Consider the following 17,548-nt stretch of genomic DNA (forward strand, 5'->3'; position numbering starts at 1 on the left):
TCGTGATCGCAGGGTTCAACAGTGAGACATACAAGGCGGAGAAATAATGACGGAAAGTGATGTGATCGTAGTGGAGTCGGAACAGTTTGCAGGACATTTGCCTTTTTTGGTAAGGCCGGACAATAACCTGCTATGGCAAAACTGCCTGGACCGGCTGCATGCCATCATTCATGAAAACCTCGAAAAATATGGTGGTATTTTGCTCCGTGGTTTTCAGGTGGATGGCGAAGCGGATTTCCAGGCATTTGCGCAATCCTTCGGTTATGAGCTGTTGAACTACGATTATGCTTCCACCCCGAGAGCGGAAGTCAGAACCGGGGTGTATACCTCCACAGAATATCCTGCTCATCAGATTATTCCACTGCACAATGAGCAGGCCTATACCCGCAGCTGGCCAATGAAAATCTGGTTTCATTGCATTACCGCTTCAGAGCAGGGCGGTGAAACCCCCATCGTTGACAGCCGTCAGGTATATCAGTCCATTGATCCGGTCATTCGCCGGAAATTTATCGATAATGGCCTGTTATATGTTCGTAACTACGGTAACGGACTTGACCTGCCATGGCAGAAAGCCTTCAGCACTGATGACCCTGCAGCGGTGGAAAATTTTTGCCAAGCTAATCATATTGAGTTCGAGTGGAAAGATGATGGCGAGCTGAGAACGCGTCAGCGTTGTCAGGCGGTGGCAGTGCATCCGCGCACCGGCGAAACGGTCTGGTTCAATCAGGCGCATTTGTTTCATGTCTCCAATCTGCAACCTCATGTCCGTGAAACCCTGCTGTCCATTGTTGAAGAAGCTGATTTGCCGCGTAATGTCTATTACGGCGATGGTTCTGCCATCGATGAAGCCGATCTGGATCACGTGCGTGAAGTGCTTCAGCGTCATCAGGTCAGTTTTCCGTGGCAGCCCGGCGATATTCTGATGCTTGATAATATGCTCGTAGCCCATGGTCGTAATCGCTTTCAGGGTGAACGGAAAATTGTCGTGGCAATGGCTGAACCGGTCGTGGATGGTGTGCTGGTACAGGAGTCGAATCATGTCTCTGCATAATCCGCTGGATTGGATCGCGCTGTTACAGCAGCAGGCAGAACAGTATCACGACAAAGTCTGTTTTGAATATTCTGCCAACGGCGAGAGCGTTACCGACAGTATCACATTTGTCCAGCTTGACCAGCGTGCCCGAGCCCTCGCAGTACAGTTGGGCAGCCAGCTCAATACCGGTGAGCGGGCCATTCTCATGATGCCGAACAGCATCGAATATATCGTCGGTTTTTTCGCCTGTGTGTACGCCGGTATCATTGCTGTGACTGCTTATCCACCTCAATCCCGGCGGCGCGACTGGGGCCGTCTCAGTGCCATTGCCCGTGATTGTCAGGCCAGTCAGATTATTTGCCTGGATCAGCATATGGGTACGGTTGAGGAATGGTTATCGTCAGAATCATTAACCTGCGGGATAACCACCGTGCCAGCGCAGGCCGATATGGCGGCTGTGAACGACTGGCATCGGCCGGCGGTGCAGGGCGATGATCTGGTGTTCCTGCAATACAGCTCTGGTTCCACAGGGATGCCAAAAGGGGTGATGTTGTCCCATGCCAATCTGCTGGCCAATAGTCGGCTGATTCAACAGCGGCTGCAGTTTTCAGCACAGCGGAGCTGCGTGTCATGGCTGCCCATGTACCACGATATGGGATTTGTCGGCTATGTTTTGACGCCACTATTGAGCGGATCCACTGTCCGTCTGCTACCGCCACCGCTGGTGGTGCAAAGTCCGTATTTATGGCTGAAAGCCATTTCTGATTGTCGTGCAGCTATTAGTGGTGGTCCTAACTTTATCTTTGATCATTGTGCGAGTCGCATCACTCAGACCCAGTTGGCATCCCTGGATCTGTCCTGCTGGAAAATCATTCCCAATGGTGCGGAACCGATTCTGGCCGCTACCTTGCAACGGTTTGAACAGACATTTGCCGGCACCGGACTGGCACCGGAAGCAATGAAGCCGAGTTACGGTATGGCTGAGGCCTGCCTGTTTGTCACTACTACGCCCATTGGCGAGTGTTATCGTTTATGTCCGGGTGATGCCGTTCAATGGGTCAGTTCCGGCCAACTGCATGAAGCACTCGATATCCGTATTGTCGACCCCGAAACTCTGGAGCTTCAACCGGAAGGTGGGAGTGGTGAGATCTGTTTTCGGGGCGAGAGTGTCAGCCGTGGATATTGGGCCAGAGATGAACTGAACCAGCAGGTTTTCAATCAGACCATTGCCGCTGAACCGGGTTATTTCCGGACCGGTGATCTGGGCTTTATTCGCGATGGTTACCTGTACGTCAGTGGTCGTCTGAAAGAGATGTTAATCGTGCGCGGCAACAATTATTTCCCGCAGGATATAGAAGCGACGGTGCAGGCAGTGGATCACGATCTGACTGATCACGGTGGTGCCGTATTTGCCGTCAATCAGGCTGGCCAGCCGGAACAGCTGGTGCTGGTACAGGAGCTGAGTCGTCAGGGCAGTCGCCGTGATGACCTCGAACAACTGATTTATCGTATCCGTCAGACGGTCACCGAAACCCATGATATCAGCCTGTCTGCAGTGGTGTTGATTTCTCCGGCATCGCTGGCAAAAACCACCTCCGGAAAAATTCAGCGGCTCCGCTGTCGGGAGTTGTTTTTGGCCGCCGAACTGAAAGTCATCCATCAATGGCAGGCCTCGGCTTATAGTGAAGATGAACCCACGGTGGTGCTTCCATCACTGATGGCTCCGGTGACTGCCAGCGCTATTGAAACGTGGATCTGTCATTGGGCTGCACAGCAGACAAAACTGCCGCTGAACAGTATTGATGCTACCCAACCGCTGTCTGCCAGCGGGCTGGATTCAGTGGATGCCATGACTCTGAATGATGCCCTGAGTCAGGCCTTACAGCAGGAGATTGACCCCGAGCTGATCTGGCAAAGCGATACCATCAGCGCACTCGCCCAAGGGGTAGTGGCTGCAATGGGTCAGCCAGGGCCGGACAGTTCCGAGACCATGATTGAGGGGGAAATCTGATGCTGACCTCGCTGATCAATCGTTGTCGCCGGCTGAATATCCGTTTGTGGGTGGAGCAACAGAGTTTGCGTTTTCAGGCACCCAAACATGCCATGGATGACACCCTGCTGGCGGAGATCCGCACCCATAAAACAGCATTGATCGACTATCTGCAACGGCACCCGGAGACATTCGAGGTGCGTGCCCTGAGTGCCAATGAACGGTCCTTGTGGTTTTTGTATCGCCTGAATCCCGGTAGTAACGCTTACAACATGGCCTACGCCATTAAACTGAAATCTCATGTACAGCCAGATGCCGTTGCCAGTGCCTTTGAATTGTTGATGCAGCGTTATCCTGTTTTGTGCCGCGCCTATGTCGAACAGGATGGCGAAGTGGTGCAGCAAGCTGGTCCTGCTTACCGGCCTCAATTGCAGATTCACCGGGTCAAAGGACTGCCCGAGCAGGATATTCAGCAGTTGCTGGCAGACCTGGCCGATCAGCCTTTCCGGCTGGAAGTGGGGGATATCTGTCGCGCGCATTTGTTGCAACATCAGCACGCGAATGGACACGAATGCTACCTGTTGCTGATGGCGCATCACATCGCTGCGGATTTTATGTCTTTCGAACGCATCCGGCATGAATGGTTAACCGCCATACAAACCGGACAATTACCGTCATCAGCGTCGGATTACCGTTATCAGGACTGGTTGGCAGAACAGGAAATCGCATTGCGCCACGCTGAGCCCCAACGACAGTTCTGGTTGCAGACTCTGGCTGATGTGCCCCAGCTGCAATTGCCGGTGGACCAGCCGGCCACCGCCCGTACGGGGCAGTCCGGTGGGGAACTGCGTTTTGCTCTGTCTGAGGCCGATTCCGAACGTCTGCGGCAGCATTGTCGCAGCCTAGGTGTGACCCCGTATGTGTGGTGGCTGGCAGCCTTTCAGTGGTTACTTGGCCGGTTGTCAGGGCAGTCTCGGTTTGTCATCGGTACCCCGGGATCGGGACGGCTGAAACCCGCTCATCAAACCCTGGTGGGCTATCTGGTGAATCCGCTGGTGTTGCATTGTCAGCTTGATAAATCGCTGGTGTTTGCCGATTGGGTGGCGCAGGTCAGAGATCAGGTCAAGGCCACCTTGCAGCATCAGAGTTATCCGTTTGCGCAGTTGCTGGAACAGCTTGATCTGCCACGACAGGCCGGGCGCAGCCCGGTGTTTCAGCACATGTTCACCCTCAACAGCGAACGCCCGGAACCCTTGAAAGAGGCTCTGATTGAACAGGAAATCATGGCCGGACAGCGCGGTGCCGCCCATGAACTCAATCTGGTGATCGTCGATAACCGTCGCGCATTTACTGGTCAGTGGCGTTACAACCGGGAAATTTTCACGGCGGAAAAAGTCGCCACCATCGCGGCGATGATGAATACCGTGGTGCAGCAACTGCTGCACGATCCGCAGTTGACTCTGCCGCAGCTGACCCTGACCACCGCGCAACAACGCTCGGAGTTACAGGGTGAGCGCTTATCCGTCAGCCATGACAGTGCCTTGCAGGCCTGGTTGAGCCAGTGTCAGCAGCGGGGAGATCAAACCGCCCTCGCCATGGCCGGCGAACAGCTGAGTTACGCCGATATGCTGGGTCGGGTGGACGAGTTTGCCGCTCGGCTGACGGCCCTGGGAGTACAGAGTGGTGACCGGGTTGGTATCTGGTTGAATCGGGATATGGCCCAGATTGTCTGGATGTTCGCCTGCTGGCGGCTTGGAGCCGCTTATGTGGCCCTGGACGCCGGTTGGCCGGAGGCGCGACTGGCGTTTATCGGTCAGGACGCCGGACTGCGACTGATGATCGGCAACGGTATAGAACCGGATTGGTTGCCGCAGGGTACGCGCTGGTTGAACGTCGATCAGACTGACGAATATCCGCCGGCACCCTGGCAACCAGCCTCGCCGGCAGCTGAGCGGCCGGCTTATCTGATTTACACCTCCGGTTCCACCGGTCAGCCCAAAGCCGTGGTGATCAGTCATGGCAATCTGATTCATTATGCCGAGGCGGTGATGCAGCGCCTGCAACTGCCGGCTGCAGCCAGCCTCACGGCACTCGCCGGCAACGGCGCCGATCTTGGCTATACCGCGGTGTTTGGCGCACTATTGACCGGGCGCACTCTGCGGCTGCTCGATGAGGATCTGGCCCACGACGCCGATGCCCTGGCGGAGCATCTGCAACAATATCCGGTGGACTGTCTGAAAATCGTGCCATCGCATCTTGGGGGTCTGTTGGCGGCCACCGAAAACAACGCGCTGTTGCCCCGGCATACCCTGATTTGTGGCGGTGAAGCGCTGTCGCCGGCACTGCTGACGCAGCTGCGTGAACGCCAGCCGGCACTGCGCATCGTCAACCATTACGGTCCGACCGAAACCACCGTCGGTGTGCTGGCCGATGCCATCGAAGGTGATGGCACGATCAGCCTGGGGCGGCCGCTGGCCAATGTCCGGGTGCGGGTGGTGGACGACTGTCTGCATCCCGTCGCCGAGGGATTTCCAGGCGAGCTGTTGATTGCCGGGCCGACGGTATCGAGGGAAGGATACTGGCAGCAACCGGAACTGACGGCGCAGCGGTTTATCGATGATGCCGGGCGCTGGTACCGTAGCGGCGATAAGGTGGTGATGGAAAACGGCCGGCTGCGGTTTATCGGCCGGATGGATTTTCAGGTCAAAATTCGCGGCTTCCGGGTCGAGCCGGGTGAGGTGAGTGCCTGGTTGCAGCAGCATATTACCGATGCCTGGGTACTGAACCGGGCCGATGAGCGCGGTCAGAACCGGCTGGTGGCCTACCTGCGCACAGATGCCGACACCGCGCGTCGGGTCTGGCGCGAGATGCGGTCGCAACTGCCGGATTATCTGGTGCCGGCGCGCTGGCTGTTGATCGATTCCATACCATTATTGGCCAACGGCAAAGTGAACCAACAGGCACTGCCGGACCCGGATCAGCCGGGCGACGCGGTGAGTGTAACCCTCGACGGACCGCTGCCCGGTGAAACCGGTGATCTGCCTACAGCCTTGAGCGGGGTTGAAACAGCCCTGAGCGGAGTTGAAACAGCCCTGAGCGATACCGAGACAACCCTGCTGGCAATCTGGCGAACGCTGCTAAACCGTCCGCAGCTTGGTATTCATGATAACTTTTTTGCCCATGGCGGCGATTCCATTCTGGGTTTGCAGATTATTGCCAAAGCCCGTCAGGCCGGTATCAAACTGACACCCAAAGCCATTTTTGAACACCAGACCGTTGCCGCACTGGCGCAGGTGGCGCAGTTGGCAGAGCAGCCGGCTAATCCGATGGAGCAGGCGCTGCTGACCATTGCCCGCGAGGTACTGAACCAGCCTGATCTGCGCGCCACCGACAACTTCTTTCAGGTGGGTGGGGATTCCATTCTCAGCCTGCAAATCATCGCCAAAGCCCGACAGGCAGGCATCAAACTGACCCCGAAGGCGATTTTTGAACACCAGACCATGGCCGCTCTGGCCACCGTGGCGGAACCGCTAAGCCAGGCCGCGTCCGCTGCGAAAACCTCAACCACCGCTAAAGAGCCCTCAGCCACCAAAAAAGAGCCCTCGCGGCGGTTTGCCCTGACGCCGATTCAGCAATGGTTTTTTGATCAGTCGCAACCGCAACCGCACCATTGGCATCAATCCCTGTGGCTGCAATGTGCCGAAACCATCGATTGCGCCCGCCTGCGACAGGCACTGGCAACCGTGGTGCAGCGTCATGCCGCACTGCGACTCAGCTTTGAACACGACGGCCAGCAATGGTGGCAACGCTACCAGCCCTGGCAAGCGGAGTGGCAGACCCGCCTGGTAGTGGAAGATTCACGCCAGCCCGATGCCACGGTATTGAGCGAATGGCAGAGTGATTTTCAGCTGTCGCAGGCACCGCTGATCCGGCTGGTGTATTTTCCTGCCACCCGGCAGCTGCTGGCCTGCGCCCATCACCTGATTATCGATGCAGTCTCGTGGCAGATCGTCCTCGACGAACTGCAACACCTGTATCGGGGCCAGGAGCAATCGGCGCTGGCACCGGTGACCACCGGGTTTGCGCAGTGGCAGCAGATCCTGCAAACCGCTGCCACTCAATTGCCTGAATCCAGCCAACGTTACTGGTCGCAACAGTCGCAGAACGCAACGGATTTGCTGCCCACGGACGCCAGCGTGACTGACTCCAGCACCAATACCTATGCCACCAGCCGGCACTGTCTGGTGCATCTTGATGCCGCGTGGACCCGGCAGTTGCTGGGGGATGCGCATCGGGCCTATCGCACTCAGGTGCCGGAGCTGCTGCTGACCGCGCTGGTCGGGGTGCTCGGTGACTGGTTGCGCAGCGATCAGGTGGTGATCGAACTCGAAGGCCACGGCCGCGAAACAAGCGATGCAGAGATTGATCTGTCGCGCTCAGTGGGCTGGTTCACCAGCCGTTATCCACAGGCGTTTACGGTCTCGGACGATGCCGACACCGCGCTGATCAGCGTCAAGGAGACCTTGCGACGGGTTCCTGGCAACGGTCTCGATTACGGTCTCTGGCGCTATCTCGCTGCGACTCAGGATCCTGATTCCGCCTGGCCGCAGTCGTCACTGGTGACCTTCAACTATCTGGGACGCGAACCAGTGGCGGCAGCCGATAGTCTGTGGCAGCTGGCGCAGTTATGGTGCCCCGGTATGCGCGCGCCGCAAAACCGGCGTTCCCATCTGCTCGATATCAATGCCCTGATCGTCGAAGGCTGTCTTCAGGTCGACTGGTGCTATCCCGGTCAGGATTCGGTTTTTGCTGACACCCCGGCGCTGGCGCAACGGTTTATCGAGCGTCTTCAGGATCTCCTTGATCATTGCCTGAACGACCAGAACGGCCGCGCCACCGCCATTGATTTCCCCGATGCCGGCATCGACGACGACGCCTTCAACGCCTTACTGGAAGAACTGCTCGCAACCCCTGTTTACGAGGTACAACCATGAACCGCCCGATCCAATCCCCGGAAAGCCGTTTAAAGCGGGATCTGGCCAATAACATCGAAGCGGTCTATCCGCTTGCGCCCATGCAGCAGGGACTGCTGTTTCATAGTCTGATGAATCCCGGCAGCGGTATGTATCTGCTGCAATACCGCCATGTCATGGTCATGGAGGATCTCAATCAGGACGCGTTTGATCGCGCCTGGCAGGCGGTGGTACAGCGTCATGAACTGCTGCGCACGGCGTTTGTCTGGAAGCAGCAGCAACAGCCCTTGCAGGTGGTGTTCAAACAATGCCCGCTGGCGGTTGAATGGCTCGACTGGCGGCACCTGAGCCGCATCGAACAGCAGCAACAACTGGAAAGCCTGCTGGAACAGGAGCGTCGTGAAGGTCTGCCGTTTACCCGGGCGCCACTGATGCGGGTACGGATGATCCAGCTGGCAGAGCATGAATGGCAGTTTGTCCGCAGTTATCACCATATCCTCATGGATGCCTGGTGTTTCTCCATCATCATGATGGACTTTCTCAACTATTATCGCGCCTTTTGCCGTGGCGAAACCCTGGAGCTGCCGGCTCCACGGCGTTATCGCGACTTTATTCACTGGCTGGGTCAGCAACCGGCCGACGCTCATCGTGATTTCTGGCAACAGCGGTTGCAGGGCTTCGACACGCCGACTCCCCTGGGGGTTCGGGAATCCATGGCCTACGAAGATGAAGTACCGGTACGCGATGTGGTGCAACGCTTGAGTGCCGCCCAGACCGAACGCCTGCAACAGGCTGCCGCCAGTGCCCGCATCACCGTCAACACTCTGGCTCAGGGAGCCTGGGCCCAACTGCTGTCGCGTTACAGTGGTGAACAGGATGTGCTGTTCGGGGTTACCGTGGCCGGCCGGCCGGCGCATCTGCCGGGGATGGAAGCCATCGTTGGCCTGTTCATCAACACCTTGCCGTTGCGCTGGCGGATCGACTCACAACAGTCGGCGCGTGATTGGTTGCAGGCATTGCAGGCCGAAAACCTGGCTCTGCGCGATCACGAAACCAGCTCGCTGGCGGATATTCAGCAATGGAGCGACGTGCCCAAGCAGGATCTGTTTCAGAGTCTGTTTGTGTTTGAAAACGCACCCATGGATGCCGGCCTGAAACAGGAAAATCTGGAATTCATCATCGAACAGGCCGCCAACCGCACCCATACCAATTACCCGCTGACGGTGGTCATCATTCCCGGTCAGCAGTTGCATCTGCAATTGACCTATCAAACCACGGATTTCAACGCCGCTGCGGTGTCCACCATGCTGGGCCATTACCAGACTCTGTTACTGGGGCTGGCCGATGCCTTATTGGCGCAAGGCAGGCAAGCGGCACCTTTGTCGGCCTTGCCCATGCTGAGCAGCACAGAACTGGCCACCCAACAGCGCTGGGGTGAAGGCGCAAGCGCTGCCACGAACGATGACTATATCGCCCTGTTTGAACAACAGGTAGCGACGGTGCCCAACCAGCTGGCGGTGCATGATCAGGATGGCGGCTTCAGTTATGACGAACTGAACCAGCGCGCCAACTGTTTGGCCCATACTCTGATGCAACAGGGCATCGGTGCCGACAGCGTGGTGGCAGTGCTGGCCGAACGCGACCGCCACCTGCTGGTGATGATACTGGCGATATTGAAAGCCGGTGCCGCCTGGTTGCCACTGGACCCCCAACATCCACCGTTAAGGCTGCAAACGGTCATTGCCCGCAGCCGCACTGCTCTGGTGCTGGCACCGGCGGCATATCAGACATTACTGACCCGGGCGCTTGAGGGAATCACAGAGTGTCCGCAGACCCTGATCTATGACGGCGACAGTACGCCAGTGCAACGCTATGAGAATCCGGTACAGAGTGCTCAGCCGCAGCAACTGGCCTATGTCATTTTCACTTCTGGCTCCACCGGTACCCCTAAAGGGGCCATGGTCACCCGCGAGGGCATGCTCAACAACATGCTGGGCAAGTTCGAACCGCTGCAACTGACGGCCGACGATGTCATTGCCCAGACCGCCAATCAATGTTTCGACATTTCCGTCTGGCAGCTGCTGATTGCCGGGTTGCTGGGTGCCCGGGTGGAGATTCTGCCTGACTGCATCAGCCAGGACCCGGCCAGACTGGTGCCGGCGATTAACAGCCGGGGCATCAGCATTCTCGAACCGGTGCCGGCATTAATACAGGGCATGCTGCTGCAATCAGCCTCGGTCGATACCTTGCGCTGGATATTGCCCACGGGCGAAGCTCTGCCACCGGCGCTGGCGCGGCAATGGTGTCAGCGCTACCCGCAGATTCCGATGATGAATGCCTATGGTCCGGCGGAATGTTCCGATGACGTGGCGTTTTATCCGATTCATGCGGCGGCGGATGCGGCTCTGGCCCACGTACCCATTGGCCGGCCAACCTTGAACAACCGGCTGTATCTGCTCAGTCCCCAGCTGCAACCGCTGCCGGTGGGGGCCATTGGTGAGCTGTACGTCGCCGGTACCGGCGTGGGGCGCGGATATCTGCATGATCCGGCCCGTACCGCTGCTGCGTTTATTCCCAATCCCTTCAGTGATAGTGGCGAACGTCTGTACCGGACCGGCGACCTTGCGCGCTGGCTGGCAGATGGTCGGCTGCAATACGTCGGTCGAGTGGATTATCAGGTTAAAGTGCGCGGTTATCGGATCGAACTCGGAGAGATTGAATCCCGGCTGGCGCACTATCCAGAGATTCAGGAAGTGGTGGTCATGGCCACCGAAGATACCCGGCGCGGTACGATGCTGGTGGCCTATCTCGGTATTGCTGATGAACCGGCACGTACAGCACTGGCGGGGCAGGGGAACTGGCAGGCGGTGAAAGACTTTGTCGCCGCCGGTCTGCCGGATTACATGGTGCCGACGGCTTTTGTGGCGCTGGCACAGCTACCCCGTAACCGCAATGGCAAAATTGATCGTCAGGCCCTGCCGGCAGTGGATTTCAATGCCCTGCAACAGGCCACCTATGTGGCACCGGCCAATGAGCTGGAGCAGACCATTGCAGCTGTCTGGGAAGCCGTGCTCGGGCTCGAAAATATCGGTACCGCCGCGGACTTTTTCGAGCTGGGCGGCCATTCTCTGCTGGCCACCCGGGTCAGTGGTCAGCTCAGTCGCCAGCTGCAACGGGAGATTCCGTTGCGGGTCATCTTTGAACACTCGACCATCGCTGCATTGGCCGACTGGCTGCAAAGTCATCAGCAGGAAGCTGCGCAGTTGACGATTCGCAAGGCCGACCGTAGCCAGCAAATTCCCTTATCTTATGCCCAGCAACGGATGTGGTTTATGCAGCAGCTGGAACCCGGCAGCGCGGTCTGGCATCTCGCCGCTGCAGTGCGGCTGACCGGCGACGTACAGCCACAGCGGATCGAAGCCGCCTGGAATCAACTGCTGGCGCGTCATGAAATTCTGCGCAGCGGTTTTGTGGTGGTGGATGAAATGCCCTGTCAGCACATCCTGCCGCATTTGACCCTGCCGCTGACTCAGCTGGATCTGCGCGGTCACGCCGATCAGGACGCGCGCTTGCAGTCGCTGTTGCGTCAACAGGCACAACAGCCGTTCAAACTCGATGACGCGCCGCTGATCCGGGTCACCCTGGTGCAGATGGCAGATCAGCAGTATGTGCTGTCGCTATGTTGCCACCACATCATTGCTGATGCCTGGAGCCTGCAACAGCTGATCGCTGAATTCTGTCAGGGCTACTCTCAACCGGCATCTGAACTGGCACCGGCGGCGCTGCAATACGCTGATTACGCCGTGGCCGAACAACAGTGGATGCAGTCTCCGGCCATGACCACTGCCTTGCAGTTCTGGCAACAACAGCTCAGCGGTGAACTGCCGGTGCTGACGCTGGCGGCGGATCGTCCGCGACCGGTGCGGCCTTCCGGCCACGGCCAACGTCTGCAACTGCCGTTGAGTGATGCGCTGCAACAGCAATTGCAGCAACAGTACCGGGCCGATCAGCGCTTTGCGGTACTGATGGCGGCCTATCAATTGTGGCTGTCCCATTACAGTGGCCAGTCGGAACTGTTGATCGGGGTGCCGGCAGCAAACCGCGAAAGCGTGGACACCCATGAGATGCAGGGGTGTTTTGTGAATACCCTGGTATTGCGGGCGCAGTTATTGCCGGCCATGACCGTGAATGAACTGGTCACCAGCGTGCAGCAGCAGATGCTCAATGCCCAGGCTCATCAGCAATTGCCGTTTGATTATCTGGTTGAACAGTTGGGTGTCCCACGTCAGCTCAGCCATAACCCGGTGTTTCAGGCGCTGTTTAACTATCTGCCGGAACCGGCGCTGGCGGCCCTGGCCTTGCCGGATATCGATGTGGAGGTGCTGGACAACCGTCCGGATACCGCCATGTGTGATGTGAAACTCGATATCATCGGCCAGCAGTTACAACTGGAATACAGCACTGATTTGTTTGACGCTGCCCGTATGGAAGCGATGGCCCGGCATTTCATTGATATTGTCGAACAGCTGCTGGCTCATCCTCATGAGCGTCTGGGACAGTTGCGACTGGATGATGGCGCAGCGCTGAATAGCGTCGCTCTGAATACTGTGGATGAGCAGCCATCGTTACCACGGCCTGCGCTACTGGAGCGGTTTGTTGCTCAGGTGCAGGCCAATGCCGATGCCGTGGCGGTGATCGGTCCGGCCCATCAACTCAGTTATGCTGAACTGGATCGACACAGTGATGCCCTGGCTGCAGCGCTGCATCGGCAGGGTGTGGGTGTTGGTGATCGGGTTGCCCTGTGCCTGCAACGGGAAGTCACTATGGTCGTGGCCATGCTGGCGGTGCTGAAAGCCGGTGCTGCTTATGTGCCGGTGGAGCCGCAATGGCCACGCGAGCGGGCCGGCTACGTGCTGGAGCACGCGGCGGTTACCGTGGCCATCGTCGATGACAGCCTGCGCCAGCGCCTCAGTGACTGGTATCCGGCGGCGGTGATGATGTCGCCCTGGGCCGATAGCGATGACCGGTTTGACTGGCAGGCGCTCCCGGTCTGTGCCACTCAGCCAGCTTATGTGCTCTATACCTCCGGTTCCACCGGTCAGCCCAAAGGCGTGACCATTCAGCGCAGCAACCTCGATAATCTGGCTGCCGATCTGGCTCAGCAGCTGGATTTGCAGGCGGGTCAGGGGGTGCTGGGTCTGACCACGTATTGTTTTGATATCGCCTTTACCGAACTGCTGTTTCCGCTGACCGTCGGGGCACATGTGGTCATTGCCTCAGGTACCGCCGTGAAAGATCCGGCGGCCATTGCCGGGCTGGTCAGCGACAATGATATCCATCTGCTCCAGGCCACGCCGGCTACCTGGAGCCTGCTGCTGGCACATACCGGGCTGCGTTTTGACGGCATGGAACTGATTGCCTGTGGTGAAGCACTGTACGCCGAACAGGCCAGCCAGCTGCTGGCTCGTGGCGGGCGGCTGCTGAATGCCTACGGCCCGACTGAATTTACCGTGTTTGCGAGTTATTACCCGGTTGTCCAGGTTGATCAGGACATACTGCCCATTGGTTATGCCGGGCAGAGTGCGCGTCTGTATGTGCTCGATGAGGCCTTGCGTCCGGTGCCTCAAGGCGTGGCCGGAGAGCTGTATCTCAGTGGTGACAATCTCGGCAGCGGTTATTACCGCGCGGCCGATCTCACCGCTGCTGCCTTTGTGCCGGATCCCTTCAGCACTCGGCCGGGGGCGCGCATGTATCGCACCGGCGACCGGGTGAAGGTCAATGCGGCGGGTGTGCTGGACTATCTTGGGCGCATTGATTTTCAGGTGAAACTGCGCGGCTTCCGCATCGAACTCGGTGAAATCGAGGCCAGAATGCTGAGCTTTGAAGGCATCAGCAATGCCGCCGTGCGGCTCTGGGGCCAGGGCGAGGACGCCCGTCTGGTGGCCTACTGGAGCGGTGCATCGATAGCGGTGACCAATCTGCAAAGCCATCTTGCGGCCGCGCTGCCCGATTACATGGTGCCGGCCCATTATCAGTGGCTGGAACAGCTGCCGATGAACAGCAATGGCAAGGTGGACCGCCGGCAATTGCCGGAGCCTCAGGCCGACAGCCGGCCAGCCATCACCCGACAACCCTTGCAGACCGAATGGCAACAACGGTTGGCAGCCATCTGGTGTGAATTGCTGAAATGTCCTGAAGTCGGGGCCGATGATCATTTCTTTGCCCTTGGCGGGCATTCTCTGCTGGCGGCTCGACTGGTCAGCCGCGTAGCAGAACGGTTTGCCGTGACCCTGCCGCTGGCGGCAGTGTTTACCCATCCACGATTGGATGCCATGGCCGAACAGCTGCAACAGGCCGGCCAGAGTGTCGACATCACGGCGCTGGCCGATGAGGCGGCGCTGCAACCACAGCCCATGCATCCGACCCAGCAGCGACTCTGGTTTCTGGAGCAGTTCAGTGGTGCCGGCCGGGCGTATCAGCTGAATCTGGCGCTGCGTCTGCACGGTGCGCTGGATGTCCCACGATTGCGCCAGGCGTTAACCGCGCTGGTGCAGCGTCAGGGCAGTCTGCGTACCCGCTTTGATGACACCGCCGATGGTCCGGTACAGCAACTGCTGGAACAGATCGAACTGCCATTGCATCTCCATCAGGCTGAAGTAACGGCGGAGACTCTGCCAACCGTGCTCGCCAATACCGCCGATCAGCCTCTGGATCCGCGTTCCGGTCCGCCGTGGCGCTTGGATCTGTATCGTCTCGACGGCGATACCATCCTGCAATTGAATATGCACCATCTGCTGGGCGATGCCTGGTCGTTGCAGGTCTTTGTGCAGGAGCTGGAAGCGCTGTATCTCGATCAACCGCTGACACCGCTGGCCTTGCAGTTTGTGGATATCAGCCATTGGTGGCGCAGTGAGGTTGCCCGGCAGCGTCTGGCAGTGCAGCGTGATTACTGGCTGCAACAGCTTAGCGGGGAGGTACCGGTACTGGATCTGCCGCTGGATCTGCCGCGACCGGCGCAACAGAGTCATCATGGCCGCCGCCTGCGGTCGGAGTTATCGGAACGACAGAGTCAGCAGCTGCAACAGATCTGTCAACACTATTCGCTGACGCCGATGGTGCCATTGCTGAGTGCCTGGCAGCGGTTGTTATCCCGTTACAGCGGACAGCCGGATGTCTGGCTCGGGGTGCCGGTGGCCAACCGGCAACTGCCACACACCGAACAGTTGATCGGCTTTTTTGCCTCGACCCAGGTGATTCGCGCGCCGATACAATCGAACCAGTCCGTCGCCGAACATTGGCTCAGGCTGCGTCAGGTGCTGATCGATGCCCAGCAGCATCAGGATCTGCCATTTGAACAACTGGTGGAGCTGTTGAAAGTTCCGCGTGATCCGGCCCGTTCACCGCTGTTTCAGGCGATGTTCAACCTGATACAGGTCAGCGACCACGAGCACAGTGAGTTTGCCGGTCTGCCGTTACAGCGCCTCGACAGTGATGATCACACCGCGCTGGCGGATATCGGTCTGCAATTTGAGCAACGTGGTGAGCGCTGGTGCGCGGTGCTGGAGTACAACACCGATCTGCTGTTTGAAAGCACGGCCCGGCGCTATCTGCGTCAGTATCTGGCTCTGCTGGATCAGATGCTGACCGCACCGGAACAGCCCATGGCGGCGTTGACTGTTCATGAAACCGCAGATCTGACCCGGTTGTTGCAATGGAATCCTGAGGCCGTGCCGCTGGATCCGCAAGAGGACACCATCAGCCGCTTTGAACAACAGGTGGTGCGTACGCCTACTGCCGTGGCGTTGATCCATCGTCAACAGTCGTGGAGCTACGAGCAACTGAACCAGCGGGTCAATCAGCTGGCGCATCGGATGCTGGCCCGCCCGCAACGTCCGCAGCGGGTGGCGATCGCTGTTAATCGTGGTCCCTGGCTGCAAATTGCGCTATTGGCAGCGCAAAAGGCAGGAGCCACCTATATTCCCCTGGACCCGGATCATCCGGCCGAACGACTGCACTACATCTGTCGCCATGCACAGCCCGAACTGATTCTGACCGAAAGCACGCTGGCCGACCGGCTGGCCGTAACTGCGGACGACGACAACTCTGCTGAACTCTGGGCGCTGGATCAGTGGTCGCTGGATGGTGTTCCATCACAGTGGCAACACAATCCGCAGGTACGGCGCTATCCATGGCAGCCGGCGTACATCATTTACACCTCGGGCTCCACCGGTCAGCCCAAGGGGGTGATGATCAGTCGCCGCAATCTCAATAACTTTCTGCATGCACTGGCAGAAGTACTGCCGTTGTCGGCAGCCGATACCTGGCTGGCGGTGACCACCGCATCCTTCGATATGAGCGTGCCGGAGTTTTATCTGCCGCTGTTGCACGGGGCCTCGATTCTGATGGCCGACCGTGCGGAGGTCGTCGATGGCCGGCAACTTATGGCGCTGTTGCGTCGGGCCACTGTCATGCAAGCCACCCCGGCAGGCTGGCAGATTCTGCTGGCTGACGGTGACAAGGCATGGCCACCGGTACGAGGGCTAATTGGCGGCGAAGCGGTATCGGCAGAGCTGAGCCGCACTCTCATGGAACGGGGAGTCCAACTCATAAACGCCTATGGTCCGACCGAGACCACGGTCTGGTCGACCAGCCAGGCCCTCAGTGACGATATTCGCGGTATTGCGCCGATTGGCCGGCCGCTGATGAACAATCGTTGCTATGTGCTCGATGGCGATTTGCAACCGGTGCCGGAAGGGGCCGTGGGGGAACTGTTCATCGCTGGCGAAGGCGTCGCGCTCGGTTACGACCATGCCGCCGAGCTGACGGCGGCTGCGTTTCTGCCGGATCCGTTCCAGCAGGATGGTCAGCGCATGTACCGCACCGGGGATCTTGTGCGGCGGCTGACAGATGGTTCGTTGCAGTATCTGAGCCGGCGGGATTTCCAGGTCAAGGTCCGTGGTTACCGCATTGAACTCGGCGAAGTCGAAAGCGCTCTGCGTCAGTGTGACGGGGTACAGGAAGCGGTAGTCGCCACCGATGAACAACAGCGTCTGCTGGCCTGGGTCACCGCTGAAAACGGTGACGCCGTGCAAGTCGACACTCTCAAAGCACAACTGCAAAACCGGTTGCCGGGCTACATGATTCCCATGGCCATCATGGCGTTGCCGGAACTGCCCCTCAACAGCAACGGCAAAATCGATCGCAAGGCACTGTTGCAGGGACTTGATGCACTGCCGCTGCAAAGCCACAGCCGGGCACCTGAAGGCGCAACCGAAACCCAACTGGCGCTGATCTGGCAGGAGTTGCTGCAACTGACGCCGGGGGCCGAAGACAGTTTCTTCGAACTGGGTGGCCATTCACTGCTGGCCATGCAGATGATCAGTCGGGTGGAGGCTGAGTTTGGGGTGCGTCCGGATCTGCAATCACTGTTTGCCGCACCCACCATTGCCGCACTGGCGCAGGCCATAGAAGCCCGCCATGCCGATGGCCACGATGCTCAGGACGATAGCCTCGACCTGATGGATCAACTGCTTAATGAATTAGAAGGATAAG

Annotated in this window: 4 protein-coding genes; all 4 read left to right on the plus strand. The window is 58.5% G+C overall.

Going from position 1 to position 17,548, the window contains the following annotated elements:
• Positions 1 to 46: 46 nt before the first annotated feature.
• The 4 genes from YC6258_RS15380 to YC6258_RS15395 are packed head-to-tail and all read left to right on the plus strand — an operon-like array spanning position 47 to position 17,547.
• The gene (locus tag YC6258_RS15380) at positions 47 to 1,051 is read left to right on the plus strand and encodes a TauD/TfdA family dioxygenase (protein WP_044617768.1); all 1,005 of its coding nucleotides are present in this window, start codon (positions 47 to 49) and stop codon (positions 1,049 to 1,051) included.
• The gene (locus tag YC6258_RS15385) at positions 1,038 to 3,044 is read left to right on the plus strand and encodes an AMP-binding protein (protein WP_044617769.1); all 2,007 of its coding nucleotides are present in this window, start codon (positions 1,038 to 1,040) and stop codon (positions 3,042 to 3,044) included. The genes YC6258_RS15380 and YC6258_RS15385 overlap by 14 nt, the downstream gene beginning before the upstream one ends.
• Positions 3,044 to 8,017 carry a non-ribosomal peptide synthetase gene (locus YC6258_RS15390; RefSeq protein ID WP_044617770.1) on the plus strand — a complete coding sequence of 1,658 codons (4,974 nt, stop codon included), beginning with the start codon at positions 3,044 to 3,046 and terminating at the stop codon, positions 8,015 to 8,017. Before YC6258_RS15385 ends, YC6258_RS15390 begins: the two co-directional genes overlap by 1 nt.
• Positions 8,014 to 17,547, plus strand: a complete 9,534-nt coding sequence (locus YC6258_RS15395) for a non-ribosomal peptide synthetase (protein ID WP_044617771.1) — start codon at positions 8,014 to 8,016, stop codon at positions 17,545 to 17,547. The genes YC6258_RS15390 and YC6258_RS15395 overlap by 4 nt, the downstream gene beginning before the upstream one ends.
• Position 17,548: the final 1 nt, after the last annotated feature.

This window comes from Gynuella sunshinyii YC6258, from assembly GCF_000940805.1.
Lineage (GTDB): Bacteria > Pseudomonadota > Gammaproteobacteria > Pseudomonadales > Natronospirillaceae > Gynuella > Gynuella sunshinyii.

Excerpts from the sequence above, each read along its gene's own strand:
- YC6258_RS15380 (WP_044617768.1), top strand. The coding sequence starts at position 47 with ATGACGGAAAGTGATGTGATCGTAGTGGAGTCGGAACAGTTTGCAGGA.
- YC6258_RS15385 (WP_044617769.1), top strand. The coding sequence starts at position 1,038 with ATGTCTCTGCATAATCCGCTGGATTGGATCGCGCTGTTACAGCAGCAG.
- YC6258_RS15390 (WP_044617770.1), top strand. The coding sequence starts at position 3,044 with ATGCTGACCTCGCTGATCAATCGTTGTCGCCGGCTGAATATCCGTTTG.
- YC6258_RS15395 (WP_044617771.1), top strand. The coding sequence starts at position 8,014 with ATGAACCGCCCGATCCAATCCCCGGAAAGCCGTTTAAAGCGGGATCTG.